We start from the raw sequence: 16,006 nt of genomic DNA on the forward strand, positions 1-16,006 counted from the left end.
CGTAGGTGTCGAAAAAACCCTAAGTACAACATCAGACTAAACAAATAAAAGAAAATTAGATGTTCGAAATCAGACATAAGGAATATTCTTATAAAGAGTTTTATAAGAGACAAAGAAAAATGATGATTTAACTTATATTGATTTACGAGTTATTTGTAACTCATTGGAATAGAATTTTTCTATTCCAACCTATTAGAGAAATATATGGCTCTCGAACAAAAATCACCAGCATCAAGTTCTACAACATCACATCAAATGCATACGAAAGCTGCGGAGCATTGTGATGCTGCATCTAAGGCGCATAAGGAAGCAGCTAAACAACATGAATCAGGCGACGCTAAACAAGCTGGCAACCATGCAGCAGTAGCTCACGCTCATACTTTACAAGCAAATGACCAAAGTGAAATGGTTATTAAAAATATGGCTCATCCTGTAACTTCAAGTAAGAAATAGACTTGAAGCTAAGAAATTAGCAAGGAAATGCAAATGAAAACTCACCACGGCGTGGAGGGTTTTTCATGTATTCTCTTTGTATGTTCTGTAACGAACATACAGTGGTTGCTTCTGCAAATAAAATTTAAATATAAATATTCAATAACGCATAGTTAGGTTTTCAATTGGAAACAAAAGTTCTTAAAGACCGAAATTACCTCTTTCATTGCATTCCGAAAAAAGAGTGGAAAAGACTTCTTCCAAATATAGAACAAGTGAGCCTACCTTTAGGAAAGGTTCTATACGAACCTGGAATAAAAATGAATTATGTTTACTTTCCATCTACTGCAATTATTTCTCTTTTGTATGCTTTAGAAAATGGTTCTGCAGTTGAGATAGCGGTGGTTGGCAACGAAGGAATTGTTGGAATCTCCATTTTTATGGGTGGTGAGTCAACATCAAGTAGGGCAGTAGTTCAAAGCGCCGGATTGGGTTACCGAGTTCCGTCTAGGCTCATATTAAATGAATTTAATAATGCGGGGCCGGTCATGCATTTACTGTTGCGTTATACCCAAGCACTCATTACACAAATGTCCCAAACAGCAGTATGCAATCGGCATCATTCCTTAGATCAGCAGTTGTGTCGATGGTTACTTTTAAGCTTAGACCGATTAACCAGTAATGAATTAATCATGACACAAGAGTTAATTGCAAACATGCTCGGAGTTAGGCGTGAGGGTGTGACCGAAGCTGCATTAAAGGTCCAAAAGGCAGGTTTTATAAAGTACTCGCGAGGACACATAACAATCCTAGACAGAAAAGGATTAGAAAATCGAACTTGCGAGTGTTATGCAGTTGTTAAGGCTGAGTATGATCGACTGTTGCCTAATAAGATGGCAGTTTAGTTGGTTAGCGAACAGATGCAATAGATCTAAGAATTCATACTTCAAAGTGGATTGATTAATGAGTAATCATTTGAAAAAAGTCCCAAGAGAAGTTAGGTATTCAAATCAAAGGTACGTTAATAATGAGTAAAAATATTTTCATTAATTCATTGTCAAAAAAGACACAAGAAGCTGTCTTTTTAAATGCTCAAAGCATTGAATTAAATTTATCGCAAAATATATGTTTAGCAGATCAACCCATTCAGTATATTTACTTTCCAATCGATGGATTTATATCTATTACTCAAAACATTGAGGAGCAATCTTTAATTGAAATTGGAATGATCGGTAGAGAAGGAATGCTAGGTGCTGAGCTTATTCTTGGAATAAATATACATCCTTTCAATGGATTAGTTCAAGGTGCTGGTAATGCATTACGAATTTACGCAGAGGATTTCTTGAATGCAATTGAAAAAAATATGGAATTAAAAATGGCCGTAAAAAAATATCTTGTGATACGAATACAACAACTAGGCTTATCAGTGGGTTGCGAACATTTTCATACAATATCTGCTCGCCTAGCTAAATGGCTTTTAATGAGCGAGGATAGAGCTCAATCACCGACCTTTCAAATGACCCATGAATTCATTTCGTTAATGTTAGGTGTTAGGCGGGTCGGCATTACAACCACCGCAGCTGATTTTAAAAGAAGAGGAATCATAGATTACCACCGAGGAGAAATGAAAGTTTTAGACCGCACCGCATTAAAAGCTGAAGCTTGTAGTTGTTATCTAGAAAATATAAAAATTTACACTAATTTAATTAATTAACAAATCTATTTAAATACTTTGAATTTCATTTGAAATGAAAGGGATCCAGCTACATGATTTGGTATGGTAGGAATAATTAATAGATTTAATCCAAGCCAATTATTTTCGAGCGTTAAAGCTGGAAGTATTGCAGGAAATCAACCGCCATTATTATTTGAGCTGTAACCATTAAATGCACCAGCAACGAATCCAAGTTTAACTGGTCCTAAAAGAAATGGCTGCCAATATACACCAAAGTAATTTGAGGAGCCATAGTTACTGTTTCTAAAAGTCCCAGCAGTAACTGAGCCTTTATTTGAAAATTGGTACTCTATGCCAAGACCGTAATTCAGCGCATTAAAATTTTTAGTCTGATCAAAATGGTATGTAATCAGACCAGGATTTATCCAAATATCGCTTTTATTTATTGAGGCTAAAGTATTTCGTAAATCTAATTCTTCTCCGGAACAAGAATTACATTGCAGGATAGAAAAAAAAGTACAAAGAGAGAGGATTAGGGTTTTTAAAATAAGATGGATAAAAAAATGATAATGAAATTAAATTTAAAGGGCAATAAAAAAATAACTAAATGAATGACAGACACAATGGTTCTTTTAAGTTACCAAGCAAAGATTGAATAATTAAAAATTTTTATTACTTCTGCTTCAATCTTAATCATTTCACTCTAAAAAGTTTGTTCGATACCGTACAAATAAACTCTCTCCATACCGTATGTTTGATAGCGAACAGTCAAAGGACATGGTTTAAAGTAAATTGAAATTTACTCAACAAATAAAAGGAACTTGAAATGTTAGGATCAATAATTTTAGTAATTTTAATTTTGATGGTAATAGGAGCCATTCCCACTTGGTCTCATAGTAAAAATTGGGGGTATTTACCTAGTAGTGGCTTCGGTCTTCTTTTAATAATCCTGATCATCCTACTTGCCCTTGGCAGAATTTCAATTTAAAAAGGAAGGAAATTTTATGGAACTTGAACATAGTTTTAAAGCAGTATTTGCCTCAATGATGATTGTCTCCGGTCTTGTGGCCTGTGATAAGTCTGGTCCTGCGGAGACAGCTGGGAAAAAAATCGATGAGGTGACAGAAAATGTATCCTCAGCCATTTCTAACTCTGTAGAAAAGGCAGATCAGAGTGTAATGAGAAAAGCTGATTCCGCTAGCCAGGAAATGGACGATAGCGCAATTACCGCAAAAGTAAAGATGGCACTCTTAAATGATTCAGCAATTAAATCTTTGAAAATTACAGTCGAGACAGAAATGGGAGTAGTAACTCTTTCTGGCTCTGCAGAAAATCAAGATAAGATTGATCGGGCTGTAATGTTAACAAAAGCGGTACCAGGTGTTCAAATTGTAAGAAATAAATTGGTTACATCTATAAAATAAAGTTATTACTTCATCCATAACGAATCCTTATGTATTTGAAATAAAAACTATCTATGTGCTTAAGGACAGGGATAGTTTTTTTATTTTTTTCGACATAGCATCATATCCTCTAAAGTTACAATTAAAAAGATGTACTATTGAATAAAAAATAGGGGGCAAATATGCAAGGTTTTTTCTTTAATTCAAAACTAGGTTTAGTCAGTTTCATTTTAGGTCTACTTTTCTCGCTTCATGTAACAGCGCAAGAAAAATTTCCAACAAAACCAATTTCTTTTATTGTTCCCCTTGAAGCAGGTGCGGATGGTGACGTTTTAGCTCGTGCAGCAATGGATCGAGTGTCACGTATTCTTGGTCAACCAATTACCATCTTAAATAGGCCGGGAGCGGGGAGTGCAATTGGTTATCGAGAAATTCACCTATCTAAGCCCGATGGCTATACACTTGGGATTGCATCTGCAACAATCATTACGAACAAACTTCAAGGTGTCTCGAATCTTGACTACAACAACTTTACGCAATTTGGAGCGGTGGCAACTTTTTTCCCGATTTTAATAGGGTCTAATAAAAGTACTTTGAAATTCAATACGGCTCAAGAAGTGATCACCTATAGTAAAGCGAATCCCGGTAAAGTTAATTTAGCTACTGCAGGTGTTGGGCAAAGTTGGTGGGTAGGTGCTCAAACATTTTTAAGCGGCGCAAATCTGAATATGGCGAGTATTCCCGTTACAGGAGCTGGCGCCAATGTAGCCTTGCTAGTTGCTGGCGGTCATGCCGAAGTGGGAGTTGCCGGGCTTGCCTCTGCAAGGGCGCTGTTAGAAGGCGGACAAATTCGATTTTTAGCCTCTCTTGCTGAAAATAGATCGCCGCCACCTTATGATAAATTTCCGACAATTAAAGAACTTGGATATCCCGTAGTTTGGGAATCTACCAATGTTGTGATTGGTCCACCCAATATCCCTAAAGAAATCGTTGCTAAAATAACTGGAGCAATTGAGCAAGTTGTTAAGGATCCAGAGTTTATTAAGTTTGCTCTAGAACGAGATGCAAAGCCCGAATATATTGCGCCAGAGAAAATGACAACGATGATGGATCAGCGCCGCGATGTCGTTAAAGAAATTATGGCTAAAGCAGGTCTTCTTAAAGAAGCAAATTGAATCAGGCCTTCATGCAGCGAGAATTATTCCTTATAAGAAGGATCCATTTTATCGAGCATACGGATTAATGCACGCCATTCACCTTTCTTTTCTTGATAACCTGGCCGTGCAAAACTATCAGCGACCTTTTGCGCAACTTCCGCAGATGGGGTAATAACAGGAGTACCCCCTGCTAAAGCAGCGATTTGTATCTGACAAGCGCGTTCTAAATAATACATAAAATCAAAGGCTTCACGCACAGTTTTACCGCAGGTTAATAAGCCATGATTATGTAAAATCAATGTCATCTTATCGCCGATATCAGCCACAAGTCGCTCACGTTCCTCTAGGTTCAAAGCAACACCTTCATAAGCGTGATATCCAACATTACCAGTGAGCCTCATCGCATGTTGCGACAATGGTAAGAGTCCATGTTGCTGAGCAGAGACAGCCACCCCAGATGCAGTATGGGTGTGCATCACACAGACCACATCATGTCGCGCCCCATGGATTGCACTGTGAATGACAAAGCCAGCTTCATTGAAGCCTAAACCAGTAGGATCATCAACAATTTTTCCATCTAGGGTAATTTTTACCAAGTTTGAAGCATTTACTTCATCCCACATCAGACCAAAAGCATTCAATAAAAAATGATTCTCATCACCGGGGACTCTCGCAGAAATATGCGTGTAGATTAAGTCAGTCATTCGGAAATGAGCGGCAAATCGATAGCATGCTGAAAGCTGAACTCTGACATCCCACTCTTCAGGACTGACTCGTTCCTTGACTGATTGATTGTTAAAAGTCATCACATCTCCAGGTAGTTTTTTTTATTAATAATTATCATACACGAAGGAGGTTTTATTAATCCTCTTTTATGCATAAAGAAAAGATAGGATTGAAATAATAAACCCGCGAGTGAGACCATAAGGGAAGAGCGTGTCTCAAGGAACAAATTGAAATCTTTTTAAATTACATTTTGATCTAGTAACTGTTGATACGTTTCAGGGTCAATATTTAAAAAATCTTTAAGAATAACTTCGTTATCCTCACCGATTTGGGGAGCTCGGAAAGCCGTATTCTTATTTGAGCGCTCATATTTCGGGAAAAATCCTGGAACTGGAAATTCACCTAAGCTAGGGTGAGTTGCTTGGACTACGTCACCACGCGACTTGAAATAGGGCTCAGAGGCAAGGGTTTCGCCATTTTGCACAATTGACACGGGTATATCTGAATCACTTAACTGACTAAAAATTTCATGCATTGTTTTAGACCTAGACCAATCTATTAAATCATTTTCGAAATTCTTTTCATGAGTTGAAATAAATTGCTTTTTTAAGGCTGAACAGTTTTGAGTGTCTAATTTAATTTGAAACCAATGATTATCCCTTGATTGAAGTGTTGGATAAGTAATAGTGTTTTCTGGGAGGCCCCAACCATATGGATTATTCGTACCTTGACGCATAGCCGGTGCATTAGGGGAATGAAACTGAAAAGCAAGCATTTCCAATAGAGGCTCATATAGGGCGAGATCAATAGAGATATTTTTTCTATCTTCATCAAGAAGAAGCATATTAATCATAAAACTTCCATATAAGCCAGAACTTGCATCCGCTAAAGAAAAGCCGTTATATAACGGTGGTTCGTCAGGGTGACCAGTCAAAGGAACAATCCCGCTGAAGCCTTCAGCAATTTTCCCAAAACCAGGCTTGGTTGCGTAACTCCCATCCTTTCCATAACCAGAAATACTCAAAATAATGAGCTTTGGTACAAGAGTGTGTAATGTTGAGTTACCTATTCCTAGTTTATCTAAAACACCAGGACGATAATTCTCAATGAGTACATCTGCTTTTAGTATCAACTTTTTAAATACTTCGATGCCTAAAGGATTTTTTAAATTTAGGCTGATACATTTCTTATTTCGAGATGCGACACCCCACCATATCGGGACCCCATTTATTTTGGGTCCTGATTGACGAAGGCCATCACCTTGAACTGGCTGTTCTATTTTAATCACGGTAGCACCCATTTCAGCCAATAAACTGCCTGCAAATGGACCTGCAATGATCGTACCTAATTCGATGACGGTAACGCCTTGAAGCGGTAATTGATGACTTTTTTCCGTGGACATTATGTCAATATTAACTTTGTATTGTTTGTAAAATCTCTAACGATCTTTGATACATTGCCTGATCAATCATAGAACCTTGAAATGTGGTGGCTCCTAAGCCCTTTTGATTAGCTTCTAAAAATGTTTGAACAAGCGCTTTGTGATAATTAATTTCTTCACCAGATAAGCTAAATACTTGATTGGCAATTTCTACGTGGCTAGGGTGAATCAGTGCAACACCAGTAAAACCAATGTTCTTAGCCCTTTGAATAAGTATTTTTACATAATCTAAATCTTTTATATTCATACCGATTACACCAGCAATCGGATAAGGGGCATTGGCAGCCTTACTTTCTAGGACTACCTTACTTTGTAAATAGAGTTGCTCTAAGCCTTCAGGCGTTGCTTCATAGCCAATCGCTTTTGCTACATCACCACCTGTAGGGCCACTGACAGCAGTCATTAAACTTTTTACACGGGGACTGGCATTTGCAATTTCAAAACCTTTAAAAATTCCTAAAGCAGTTTCTGGAAGGGCAATGATATCAATAGAGTGAGAGGGTAAATGTGCATTTATTTCTAACTCCAAAAGAAGTTTATCAAGTAGGAGTGTATCCTCGGCTGACTCGATTTTAGGGACCATAATGCCACTGAGGTATTCACAGACAATAAAGTTTAGGTCTTCAATTCCACCTTCTTGCAGTGAGTTAATTCTTACAAAGCAAATGATGTTGTCATCATACAAAATTTTCATTAACTTTTTTACTTGAAGACGTGCTTGCTCAAGCTCTTGCCGTGGAACTGCATCTTCTAAGTCAAGAATTACTGCCTGTGGTTTAAAACGTATCGCTTTCAATACAAAATCTTCACGATTAGCAGGAACGAACAAAAGAGATTTAATTGGCCATGGGTTCAATGTATTTTGATTCATAAATTAAAACTTATTAGTTAAGAGTTTTTTTGAGAAATTAGTTGAAGAAAATCCAAAGTATGAGCGCCTAATTCAGGAGCATTAGTTAATTTAATTGGATTTATTCCTGAGACCTTAGGGATATGAAAGGTTTGATCCATTTGTTCATCATTACTTAATTGCATTGTTGTCAAATTACCCCTCTCACTTATCGTAGGGTCTTGAAGAATGTCAAGCGAGTTATAAATAGGACCAACCACAATATCAGCTTCGGAAGCGAGGAGTAAAATTTCTTCTTGAGTTTTTGTGGCCACCCAAGCATTCAGTTTTACATACAGATCTTTCATATTATCAGCGCGGGCTTTGGGTGTGGAGTAATGAGGATGGTTTGCAAGTTCAGAACCACCGATTAAATTTAATAGTCGCATTGCAACTTCCTGACTTGCTGCAGAAATAGCGATATATTTGCCATCCTTTGTTAGAGGCATATTAGAAATACCTGCATTCATAGGAAAATTATTGCCATTACGCAAAACGGCGTTACCTTCTAGTGCAGAAATAGGTAATTGCCATTCAATCATTCTAAGAACAGCTTCATGCATAGCCATGGATATAGGTCTTGGAGACGTTTTATGATTTCTTGAAAACCCTAATTCAGCTAATGCACCAGACGCTGCCATTATTCCCGCAAGATATTCAGCAATTGGTGCCTCAACCCCAACAGGAGGCCCATCCTCCCAACCAGTTAAGTGCAACATTCCGGAATTTGCCGAAGTAAATTCAGCTAGTGATGATCCTTGCCATAGGTGCGACATATCTTTGCCAGAAGGGTAAATATCAATGACTAAAGGTTTTTTTGGGCAGGTTTCATAATACTTTAACCAAGGATCTATTGCCCATTTTTTGGGACCGATATCTGTAATGATGACATCAACATGATTAAAAATATCACTGACTGATAAGTTGTTTTGTAAATAGTAGGGATCTAGAGAGATTGAGAATTTGTTTTTACTGATTGTATTCCACCATTTCATTTGGTAATCAGATGGTACCAAATGACGCAATGGACTTCCTAAAATTGTAGGCTCATTGATAAAAATCTTTGCGCCAAATTTTGCCATCATTTGACCGGCATAAGAACCCGACAAGGAACTACCAAGTTCTAAAATGGTAAGATTGGATAAAGGCAATTTATTCATAAAATCTAGGGTATCAATTCAGCATCTTAGGATACACGATAACATTGCAATGAATAAAATAAATACTAATTATGCTTTGGGAGACTATATGAAAATAGAGAAAATTCAGCATTGCGTAAAATTTTTGGTTAACACGATCTTACTCTTATCAATGCCTGCATCTTTATTAGCTGCAGAGACAAACTATCCACAAAAACAAATAACCATGGTGGTTCCCTACGGTCCTGGAGGTATGGGAGATCGTTTAGCGCGATTATCTAGTGAAAAACTATACGCTAACTTTAAGCAACCAATAATCGTTGAAAACAAACCAGGAGGAAACGGATCAATTGGGGGGCGTTATGTTGTTAATGCAAAATCTGATGGATATACCTTACTGGTTGGTCAAACGGGCGAGTTAGTCGTAAATCGTTTGTTAATGAAAGAATTGGGCTACGACCCAATGAAAGACTTGATTCCAGTAGTCTTAATGGGTAATGCACCCTTAGCTATAGTTGCACCAATTGATTCAAAATTTAATACGCTAGCTGAATTTATTCAAATGGCTAAAAAATCTCCGGGTGAAATGAGTTATGGCTCACTGGGGCAAGGAACGCCTGGACACTTGGCAGGAGCAGCTTTAGAGCTTGGCACAAATATAATAATGGTACATGTCCCTTATAAAGGTATGAGTAACTTATTACCTGACTTATTAGGTGGAAGATTGAATTTATTCTTCTCAAGTACCTCATCGGCGATGCCATTAATCAAGGCTGGGAAATTAAAAGTGATTGGTGTAACAACACCAAAAAGAATTAGTGTCCTACCGAATGTAGAAACCGTCTCTGAATCAGTCTTACCTGGATTTAGTTTTACTGTATGGGGAGGATTATTTGCTCCTAAAGGTACACCGATTCCAGTCGTTGAAAAATTAAATCAGGAAATTAACGCCATGTTGGCAGTTCCAGAAACAAAAAGTCAGTTAGAAGCAGATAGTATTGCTGTACCCGCCAATTCTATTCGTGAGTTCAGTGAATTTATGCAATTAGAAGCGAATAAATATGAAAGCTTAATTAAAGCAGCAAATATAAAGCTAGAGTAATCGTTTTAAAAGCTATTGGTTCAAGTAACATTATTTTCTGGGTTACTCGTTTTGGTATTTAACCTAGCTGGAAAAAGAAATCTCTTTTGAATTATGAATAATCTTTATCATAGGAGGCAAACTATTTTGCGCTGTAGCATGCAAGTAACAAGTTCTAGCGGACATATTTAAGAGTTGCTCAAACATCTCTTCAGATAAAGAGCCATTTAAAAACAAATGCGTTTCAATTGGCTCTGCCTCACCAATTTGTGAAAGACCATTTGCATCTTTGTTAATCGAAAATGGATTGAATTGAACTAACCGAATACCGCTCACATTCAACTTCATATTTTCAATATATCTGGCAATTTGGGTAATAAAACAAAATGCAATACCCGTTGATAGAAGGCCAAGACCTGAGGGCGCTTTAGATCCTTGCCCCTCATCGGAGTTAAATAAAAAATGACTCATACCCGGTAAAGTTAACCATGATTCAATTTCAGTTATTCCAGTCGAGTCTACAAAGCTGCTTTGACCTTCAATATTTCTAATAATTTTAGAAGTACTGCCCGGTGGCGCAATAGCAATTTCACCTTTTTCTCTCAGAGACAGTTTACGAATCATATTGAGCTCAGTCTCATCAGAGACTATTGGTTGCAATGGTTTTGGATATCGGATGAATGGATCTTCTGGGATATCTACCATCGGATCTACTAATTCATTGAGCACTTTTCTCTTCCCATTAATAGTTAGAGAAAAAGTACTTTTTAAAACTCGCTCTAAAAAATTGATACTCGGTGACGCCTTAGTCGCACAAGTAATTAAATGAATAATTTGTTGATCAGTCAACTCACTATTGATGTGAATTTCAATTTTAGATGGGGTGGCCTCACCTTTGCCAGTGCCGTTTACAAATGAACCTAGCAACCAATACTCATTTGCTAATTTCAAATGTAACTCGGAGAAATGCAGGTTTAATTCGTTGGAGTAATGTCGAATTCGGTTCAGTAAATCTGCTTGCAATCCGGCATTAAAGTAACCAAAAGGAAAGGGAGCTAAATCAGTTCCTTTTAAGTGCTTGCCTTCATCAGAGGTTAGCCGCCACTTTGTTCCGCCACCTTCAGTAAGTATTGCTTCCCTTTGATGTCCTGTTAAATGACAGGCTTCAACTTTAATAACCTCTCGACCTGTCTTATTGAGAGTTAGAGATGAAGGCGAACTACCATCGTCTACTTTAAAACCAAGTGGATAACCAAAGGAATCAATTGCATAATTCATTAATCAACCATTACCTTTGCTTTTTCAATAATCTCTTTCCACATTGGCAATTCTCGCTGCATTCTGGCTCGTAATACCTCAGGTCCACCTGCAACAACTCTAAAACCAAATTTCTTTAGACGATCATTCACTTCGGCATTTTGTAAAATCAGATTAATTTCTTTTGATAGTCTTTCTACAATCGCCGGCGGAGTGCCTGCAGGAGCCAGAATAGCCACAAAAGTTTCAGCTTCGGTGTTTGGGTAGCCAAGTTCAGTCAAAGTTGGAACATTTGGCATTTCTGCGGCCCGCTCACTGCCAGTTTGCGCTAATGGAATGAGTGCTCCAGATTTAATATGTGGCATCAATCCTAAAATATTGATGGATCCGATTTGAGTTGAACCGCCAAGAACCGCTTGAATTGCAGGACCACCGCCTGGGTATGGGATGGGTGCAATGTTAATTTTTGCCCGGGATTTGAATAACTCCATACCTAAATGAGGTGAAACTCCAACTCCCGCATGGGCATAATTTAAAACATCCGGTTGATTTTTGGCTAAGGTGACCATTTCACCCAAGGAGTTAATACCAGAGTTTGCTTTGGTAAGAATTACGTTAGGAGAGGCACCGCAATCTGATATCGGCGTAAAGTCCTTAAAAGGATCAAATCCAGCATTTTTGTATAGACTAGGATTAATGACTAACACGCTGGTTGTAATTAGTAAGGTGTAGCCATCAGGCTTTGATCTACCTACATAATTAATACCAATATTGCCTCCAGCTCCAGGTTTGTTTTCAATAATCACAGTCTGACCAAGTGCATCTGAAAGAGGCTTAACAATCACCCTTGCCAACACATCACTGGCCCCTCCTGGCTGAAAAGGGGATACTAAAGAAATCGTTTTTTCAGGATAAGCAGCGTAAACCTTAGTAACAGAAATCATTAAAAGGGCATGAAGAACAACGTACAAGCCCAAGTAATGGAAAAATTTTGTAAAGTAGCGATCGTGTGCCATTTAATCTCCAGTTTATTTTTATAATTGATTGATGATCTTCATTTAGTCATCTTGATTAATTATATTCCTAAGCAAATCCTTTACTCATTCTGTTCCACACACTTTACGATGCGCTCAAACGCATCGACAGTTGCAAGCATTTCTGAATAACTGACATGGAAGGGTTTTTTCCCTTCAACCGCAGCAACAAACTCTTCAATTTCTAGTAGCAGTGTGTCAACATTGTCATAAGTGGTTTTAAGAGGGGCCTGCCCCTTTAATCTTAGAACGAGTTCATTCTCTGATAAAGCCTCGGCAGATCCCTGCTCACCAAAAACATGGATTCTCCAATAAAAGGGAGTGGAACGAATGGTAGCCATCGTGCCACTCATACCGGACTCAAATTCAAACATGGCAGTAACAGTATCAAGTGGATTAGGTTGGGGGCGAGAAGATAATACTTGTGCCTGAACATTTTTAACTGGCCCAGCAAAATGAACTAAGGCATCAATCACATGAAGGCCGGCACCAGTTAAGCCTGCTGCGGGCGCCTCGTGATGATGGGTTCTCCATTCTGAGAAATGCCTGCCTGTATTTTCATTACTATAGTGTCCCTCTATATGAAGTAATTTACCAATCACACCGGAGTTAATGACTTTGTTGAGCTCTCTCATACATGGCCAAAATCGTTTATTCGTGCCAAGGGCGAGAACCACATTCGCCTGAATACAAGCATCGATTGCCTCTTTCGCACCGGCCACATTCATGGCTAATGGTTTTTCACAAAAAACAGGCTTTCCGGCTTTTGCACAAGCAATGATTTGTTCAACGTGTAATGAGTGGGGGGTGGCTAATAAGACCGCCTCGATATCGGGGTCTTGCAGTAAATCACTCATTTCGGTAGAAATCTTTAATTGATGATCCAGTGCAAATTTTTCAACACCTTGAGGTTCCTTCGTTACAGCATGGGTAAAAGTAATATGTTCATTTTTACCGTAAATAGAATGAACTAATTTTTGTCCCCACCATCCAAGTCCGACGATACCTAATTTCATGTCAACTCTCTATTTTTGATCTTGAAACATTTGAAAAATACTAGCTGGAATAATTTTTTCGTATTTTTCAAATACTGGCTTCACTGCCAACTTAAATAAATTTCGTTCCGCGTCGGTTAAATGGATTATTTCATTCTCTTCAAAGCTTAATTTTTGTAAAATCAGATCATCTTCTTGATGGGCTAATTGCCATTGGTACTCGTTGGCAAGTTCTGCTACTTCCAAGAAAACCTGTTGAATTTCTTTTGACCACGTATCAAAAATTGCCGAATTACAAATCAAGGCAGTACCACCAAAAAAATGTCCCGTAAGGGTAAAAAAGCGGTGAAACTTATGTACGCCAAAATTAAAACTATTTGTTAGAGGGTTATCTTGAGCGTCAAAACGAGGACCTTCAATTTCATCTACAAACACTTTCACGTCAACTGGGATCGGATTAAATCCAATTGCTTTTAATGACTCTACATGTACATCGCTTATTTGGGTTCGAATACTCAATCCTTCACAATCTTTTGGCGTGCGGATAGGATGACGTTTATTGGTTATATGCCTAAAACCATTATCCCAAACCCCCAGTAATTTAAACGGTGTATTGACTGAAAATTGATTTTTTAAATGAGTGCCAAAGGCACCTCTGAAAGCAGCTTGTATTTGGGCGCGATCTTTAATTAAAAAAGGTAAATCTAAAATATTGATTTCTGGGATCCATTCAGAAAAACGGACAGTCGATATATAGCAACAGGTTAATTCACCGTCACTTACCATACCTGGTAAATCACCTGACTTTTTACCTAAATTTAAAACGTTACCAATCAACTCAGTACTTATTTGGTCCCCTAATTTTTCTTCTAGGGTTTGTAAAAAGTACGTTGCTGCCTGATTATGGATAGAGCCCTGATTTTGGTATCCACCAAACTTAATATGAATTTTTTCCATTATTTAATCTACCGTTATGTTCGCTTCACGAATAATCTTTCCCCAGCGTAAGATATCTTCGTCAATCATTTTTGCAAGACCTTCAGGGCTAGTAGGGGTAGCCTCATTACCACTCTTAATTAGGCTTTGTCGCACCTCTGGTTTATTTAAAGCGTCAACCACTTCTTGATTGATGAGGTCAACAATTCGTTTAGGAGTTTTGGCTGGAGCAAATAACGCGTACAAAGTTAAGGCTTCATAATCCGGCAATCCTGAAGAGGCAATAGTTGGGATGCCTGGCAATAACATGCTCGGCTGCTTGGTCGTCACTGCAATCGCTCGCAACTTTCCTGTTTCGATTTGAGGTTTTACTGAAGCTGTAGTGCCAAAAATTAATTGGGTTTGATTAGTAAGGACTCCTAGTAAAGCTGCTCCACCGCCTTTATAAGGAACCCTTTCAATTTTCACTTTAGCCATTGAATTAAATAATTCAGCTGCTAAATGGTTCGATGCACCAACTGAACCTGAACTGTAATTGAGTTCGCCAGGTTTTTGTTTAGCGAGTGCAATTAACTCTTGAACACTTTTGACAGGCAAGGAGGGGTGAACTGCTAAAACATTCGGTTGGGTAATAACAAGAGATACCGGTGCTAAATCGCGAATAGGATCCCAAGATAACTTACTTTTCATCAGCTGCATCAACCAAACAGGACTTCCATAAAGTAAAAGTGTATGTCCATCAGGTTTAGAACTCACAACCGTTTCAATTGCGGTAATGGAACCACTCCCTGAGCGGTTATCGATATAGACGGGTTGTCCAAAACTTTTTGATAAGGATGGAGCAATTAAACGTGCCGCAATGTCAGCTGCACCCCCTGGATCGGTAGTGATAATTCGAATAGGCCGGTTTGGCCAGGTTTCTTGATTATTGTTTTGCGCAGAAGACCAACTGCAAAAAACTCCTACATTTAGCAAAAAATAGAATTTGAAAAATCGTTGAAGGTGCTTTATTGATAAGCGAGTTTGTAAAGTAATTTTTAAATTTTTCAAAACAACTAATCTCCAAAGCATTTAACATCATAGCGAACTCTTTCTATAAAACAGATAGGGTGCTGTTAGTTTGCATTAATTTTTATTGTAACTTTATTCAAGGCAAGATTGACTGAAGCTTCATCTAATCGCAATTATCTTTGCAAGGATCGATTTTTCTAGGGTATTTCCTAGTTATAGATTCTGCGTAAATCAATATACTTTTAATGTTAAAAATAAAAAAAGTGAAATCTACTTTATCTAATTAATTCTATTAGGTTTTTTCATTATTCAATTACTCAAATTTCATTAAAGGAATTTAACTTCATGACTCAAACCACATTGCTCGTGAATGGAAAAAATAAGTCCATTAACATTGATGACGATACCCCATTGTTATACGCACTGCGTGATGATTTAAATATGAAAGGTCCTAAATTTGGCTGTGGCTTAGGTCAGTGCGGCGCTTGTACCGTTCATGTTGATGGACAAGCTATCCGGTCCTGTATCACGCCAGCCACCAGCGTTAGCGGCAAAAAGATTACTACCCTTGAAGGTCTTGGAACTAGTGCAAAGCCAGGGAAATTACAGCAAGCCTTTATTGATGAGCAAGCAGCCCAATGCGGTTATTGTATTAACGGCATGATTATGACTGCATCCGCCTTTTTAGCTAAAAATAAAAACCCAAGCGATCAACAAATTGCTGATGCCTTATCAGGTAATTTATGTCGGTGTGGGACACATCAACGGATTGTTGCTGCTGTCAGACGCTACTTAACCAATTCACTAACTTAATTCTCCGAGATCGGTTA

Annotated in this window: 17 protein-coding genes; 8 read left to right on the forward strand and 9 right to left on the reverse strand. The window is 38.0% G+C overall.

Features of this window, described 5'->3' with window-relative positions; translation table 11 throughout:
* Positions 1-204 precede the first annotated feature (204 nt).
* The 6 genes from AOC35_RS00815 to AOC35_RS00840 all read left to right on the forward strand — a co-directional run bounded on the left by AOC35_RS00815 (position 205) and on the right by AOC35_RS00840 (position 4,685).
* Complete coding sequence (locus AOC35_RS00815) at positions 205-453, forward strand: hypothetical protein (RefSeq protein ID WP_108645317.1); 249 nt, start codon at positions 205-207, stop codon at positions 451-453.
* A 209-nt stretch (positions 454-662) separates the two neighbouring features.
* Positions 663-1,337 (forward strand): Crp/Fnr family transcriptional regulator, encoded by a 675-nt coding sequence (locus AOC35_RS00820; RefSeq protein ID WP_108648655.1) that lies wholly within the window; start codon positions 663-665, stop codon positions 1,335-1,337.
* A 122-nt stretch (positions 1,338-1,459) separates the two neighbouring features.
* Entirely contained in the window at positions 1,460-2,146 is a 687-nt protein-coding gene (locus AOC35_RS00825; protein ID WP_108645318.1) for a Crp/Fnr family transcriptional regulator, read from the forward strand.
* Between the two features lie 787 nt (positions 2,147-2,933).
* Positions 2,934-3,095, forward strand: coding sequence for a DUF3309 family protein (locus AOC35_RS00830; protein WP_108645319.1), 162 nt, complete (start codon positions 2,934-2,936; stop codon positions 3,093-3,095).
* 16 nt (positions 3,096-3,111) lie between these two features.
* Positions 3,112-3,531 carry a BON domain-containing protein gene (locus AOC35_RS00835; protein ID WP_108645320.1) on the forward strand — a complete coding sequence of 140 codons (420 nt, stop codon included), beginning with the start codon at positions 3,112-3,114 and terminating at the stop codon, positions 3,529-3,531.
* A gap of 161 nt (positions 3,532-3,692) precedes the next feature.
* On the forward strand, positions 3,693-4,685 hold the full coding sequence (locus AOC35_RS00840) for a Bug family tripartite tricarboxylate transporter substrate binding protein (RefSeq protein WP_108645321.1): 993 nt from the start codon (positions 3,693-3,695) through the stop codon (positions 4,683-4,685).
* A gap of 23 nt (positions 4,686-4,708) precedes the next feature.
* Here AOC35_RS00840 and AOC35_RS00845 read toward each other — a convergent pair whose 3' ends face one another.
* The 4 genes from AOC35_RS00845 to AOC35_RS00860 form a co-directional block, all read right to left on the reverse strand.
* Positions 4,709-5,473, reverse strand: a complete 765-nt coding sequence (locus AOC35_RS00845) for a class II aldolase/adducin family protein (RefSeq protein ID WP_108645322.1) — start codon at positions 5,471-5,473, stop codon at positions 4,709-4,711.
* A 158-nt stretch (positions 5,474-5,631) separates the two neighbouring features.
* On the reverse strand, positions 5,632-6,795 hold the full coding sequence (locus AOC35_RS00850; RefSeq protein WP_108645323.1) for a CaiB/BaiF CoA transferase family protein: 1,164 nt from the start codon (positions 6,793-6,795) through the stop codon (positions 5,632-5,634).
* Between the two features lie 10 nt (positions 6,796-6,805).
* Entirely contained in the window at positions 6,806-7,705 is a 900-nt protein-coding gene (locus AOC35_RS00855; RefSeq protein WP_108645324.1) for an HpcH/HpaI aldolase/citrate lyase family protein, read from the reverse strand.
* A gap of 17 nt (positions 7,706-7,722) precedes the next feature.
* A complete protein-coding gene (locus AOC35_RS00860) occupies positions 7,723-8,883 on the reverse strand; it encodes a CoA transferase (protein ID WP_108645325.1) in 1,161 nt (386 codons plus the stop codon).
* An 88-nt stretch (positions 8,884-8,971) separates the two neighbouring features.
* On the opposite strand from AOC35_RS00860, the gene AOC35_RS00865 reads away from it, so the two are divergent.
* On the forward strand, positions 8,972-9,964 hold the full coding sequence (locus tag AOC35_RS00865) for a Bug family tripartite tricarboxylate transporter substrate binding protein (protein ID WP_159077416.1): 993 nt from the start codon (positions 8,972-8,974) through the stop codon (positions 9,962-9,964).
* Positions 9,965-10,027: 63 nt separating this feature from the next.
* On the opposite strand, the gene AOC35_RS00870 is transcribed toward AOC35_RS00865, so the two are convergent.
* The 5 genes from AOC35_RS00870 to AOC35_RS00890 all read right to left on the reverse strand — a co-directional run bounded on the left by AOC35_RS00870 (position 10,028) and on the right by AOC35_RS00890 (position 15,215).
* A complete protein-coding gene (locus AOC35_RS00870) occupies positions 10,028-11,221 on the reverse strand; it encodes an OsmC family protein (RefSeq protein ID WP_108645327.1) in 1,194 nt (397 codons plus the stop codon).
* On the reverse strand, positions 11,221-12,216 hold the full coding sequence (locus AOC35_RS00875) for a Bug family tripartite tricarboxylate transporter substrate binding protein (RefSeq protein ID WP_108645328.1): 996 nt from the start codon (positions 12,214-12,216) through the stop codon (positions 11,221-11,223). The genes AOC35_RS00870 and AOC35_RS00875 overlap by 1 nt, the downstream gene beginning before the upstream one ends.
* A gap of 80 nt (positions 12,217-12,296) precedes the next feature.
* On the reverse strand, positions 12,297-13,250 hold the full coding sequence (locus AOC35_RS00880) for a Gfo/Idh/MocA family protein (RefSeq protein WP_108645329.1): 954 nt from the start codon (positions 13,248-13,250) through the stop codon (positions 12,297-12,299).
* 9 nt (positions 13,251-13,259) lie between these two features.
* Entirely contained in the window at positions 13,260-14,186 is a 927-nt protein-coding gene (locus tag AOC35_RS00885; RefSeq protein ID WP_108645330.1) for a TRAP transporter substrate-binding protein, read from the reverse strand.
* Between the two features lie 3 nt (positions 14,187-14,189).
* Entirely contained in the window at positions 14,190-15,215 is a 1,026-nt protein-coding gene (locus AOC35_RS00890; protein ID WP_159077417.1) for a Bug family tripartite tricarboxylate transporter substrate binding protein, read from the reverse strand.
* A gap of 306 nt (positions 15,216-15,521) precedes the next feature.
* Here AOC35_RS00890 and AOC35_RS00895 point away from each other — a divergent pair, with 306 nt between their 5' ends.
* The gene (locus AOC35_RS00895) at positions 15,522-15,989 is read left to right on the forward strand and encodes a (2Fe-2S)-binding protein (RefSeq protein WP_108645332.1); all 468 of its coding nucleotides are present in this window, start codon (positions 15,522-15,524) and stop codon (positions 15,987-15,989) included.
* Positions 15,990-16,006 lie beyond the last annotated feature (17 nt).

Origin of the sequence: Polynucleobacter rarus (genome assembly GCF_003072505.1) — a bacterium.
In the GTDB taxonomy this organism is placed as follows: domain Bacteria; phylum Pseudomonadota; class Gammaproteobacteria; order Burkholderiales; family Burkholderiaceae; genus Polynucleobacter; species Polynucleobacter rarus.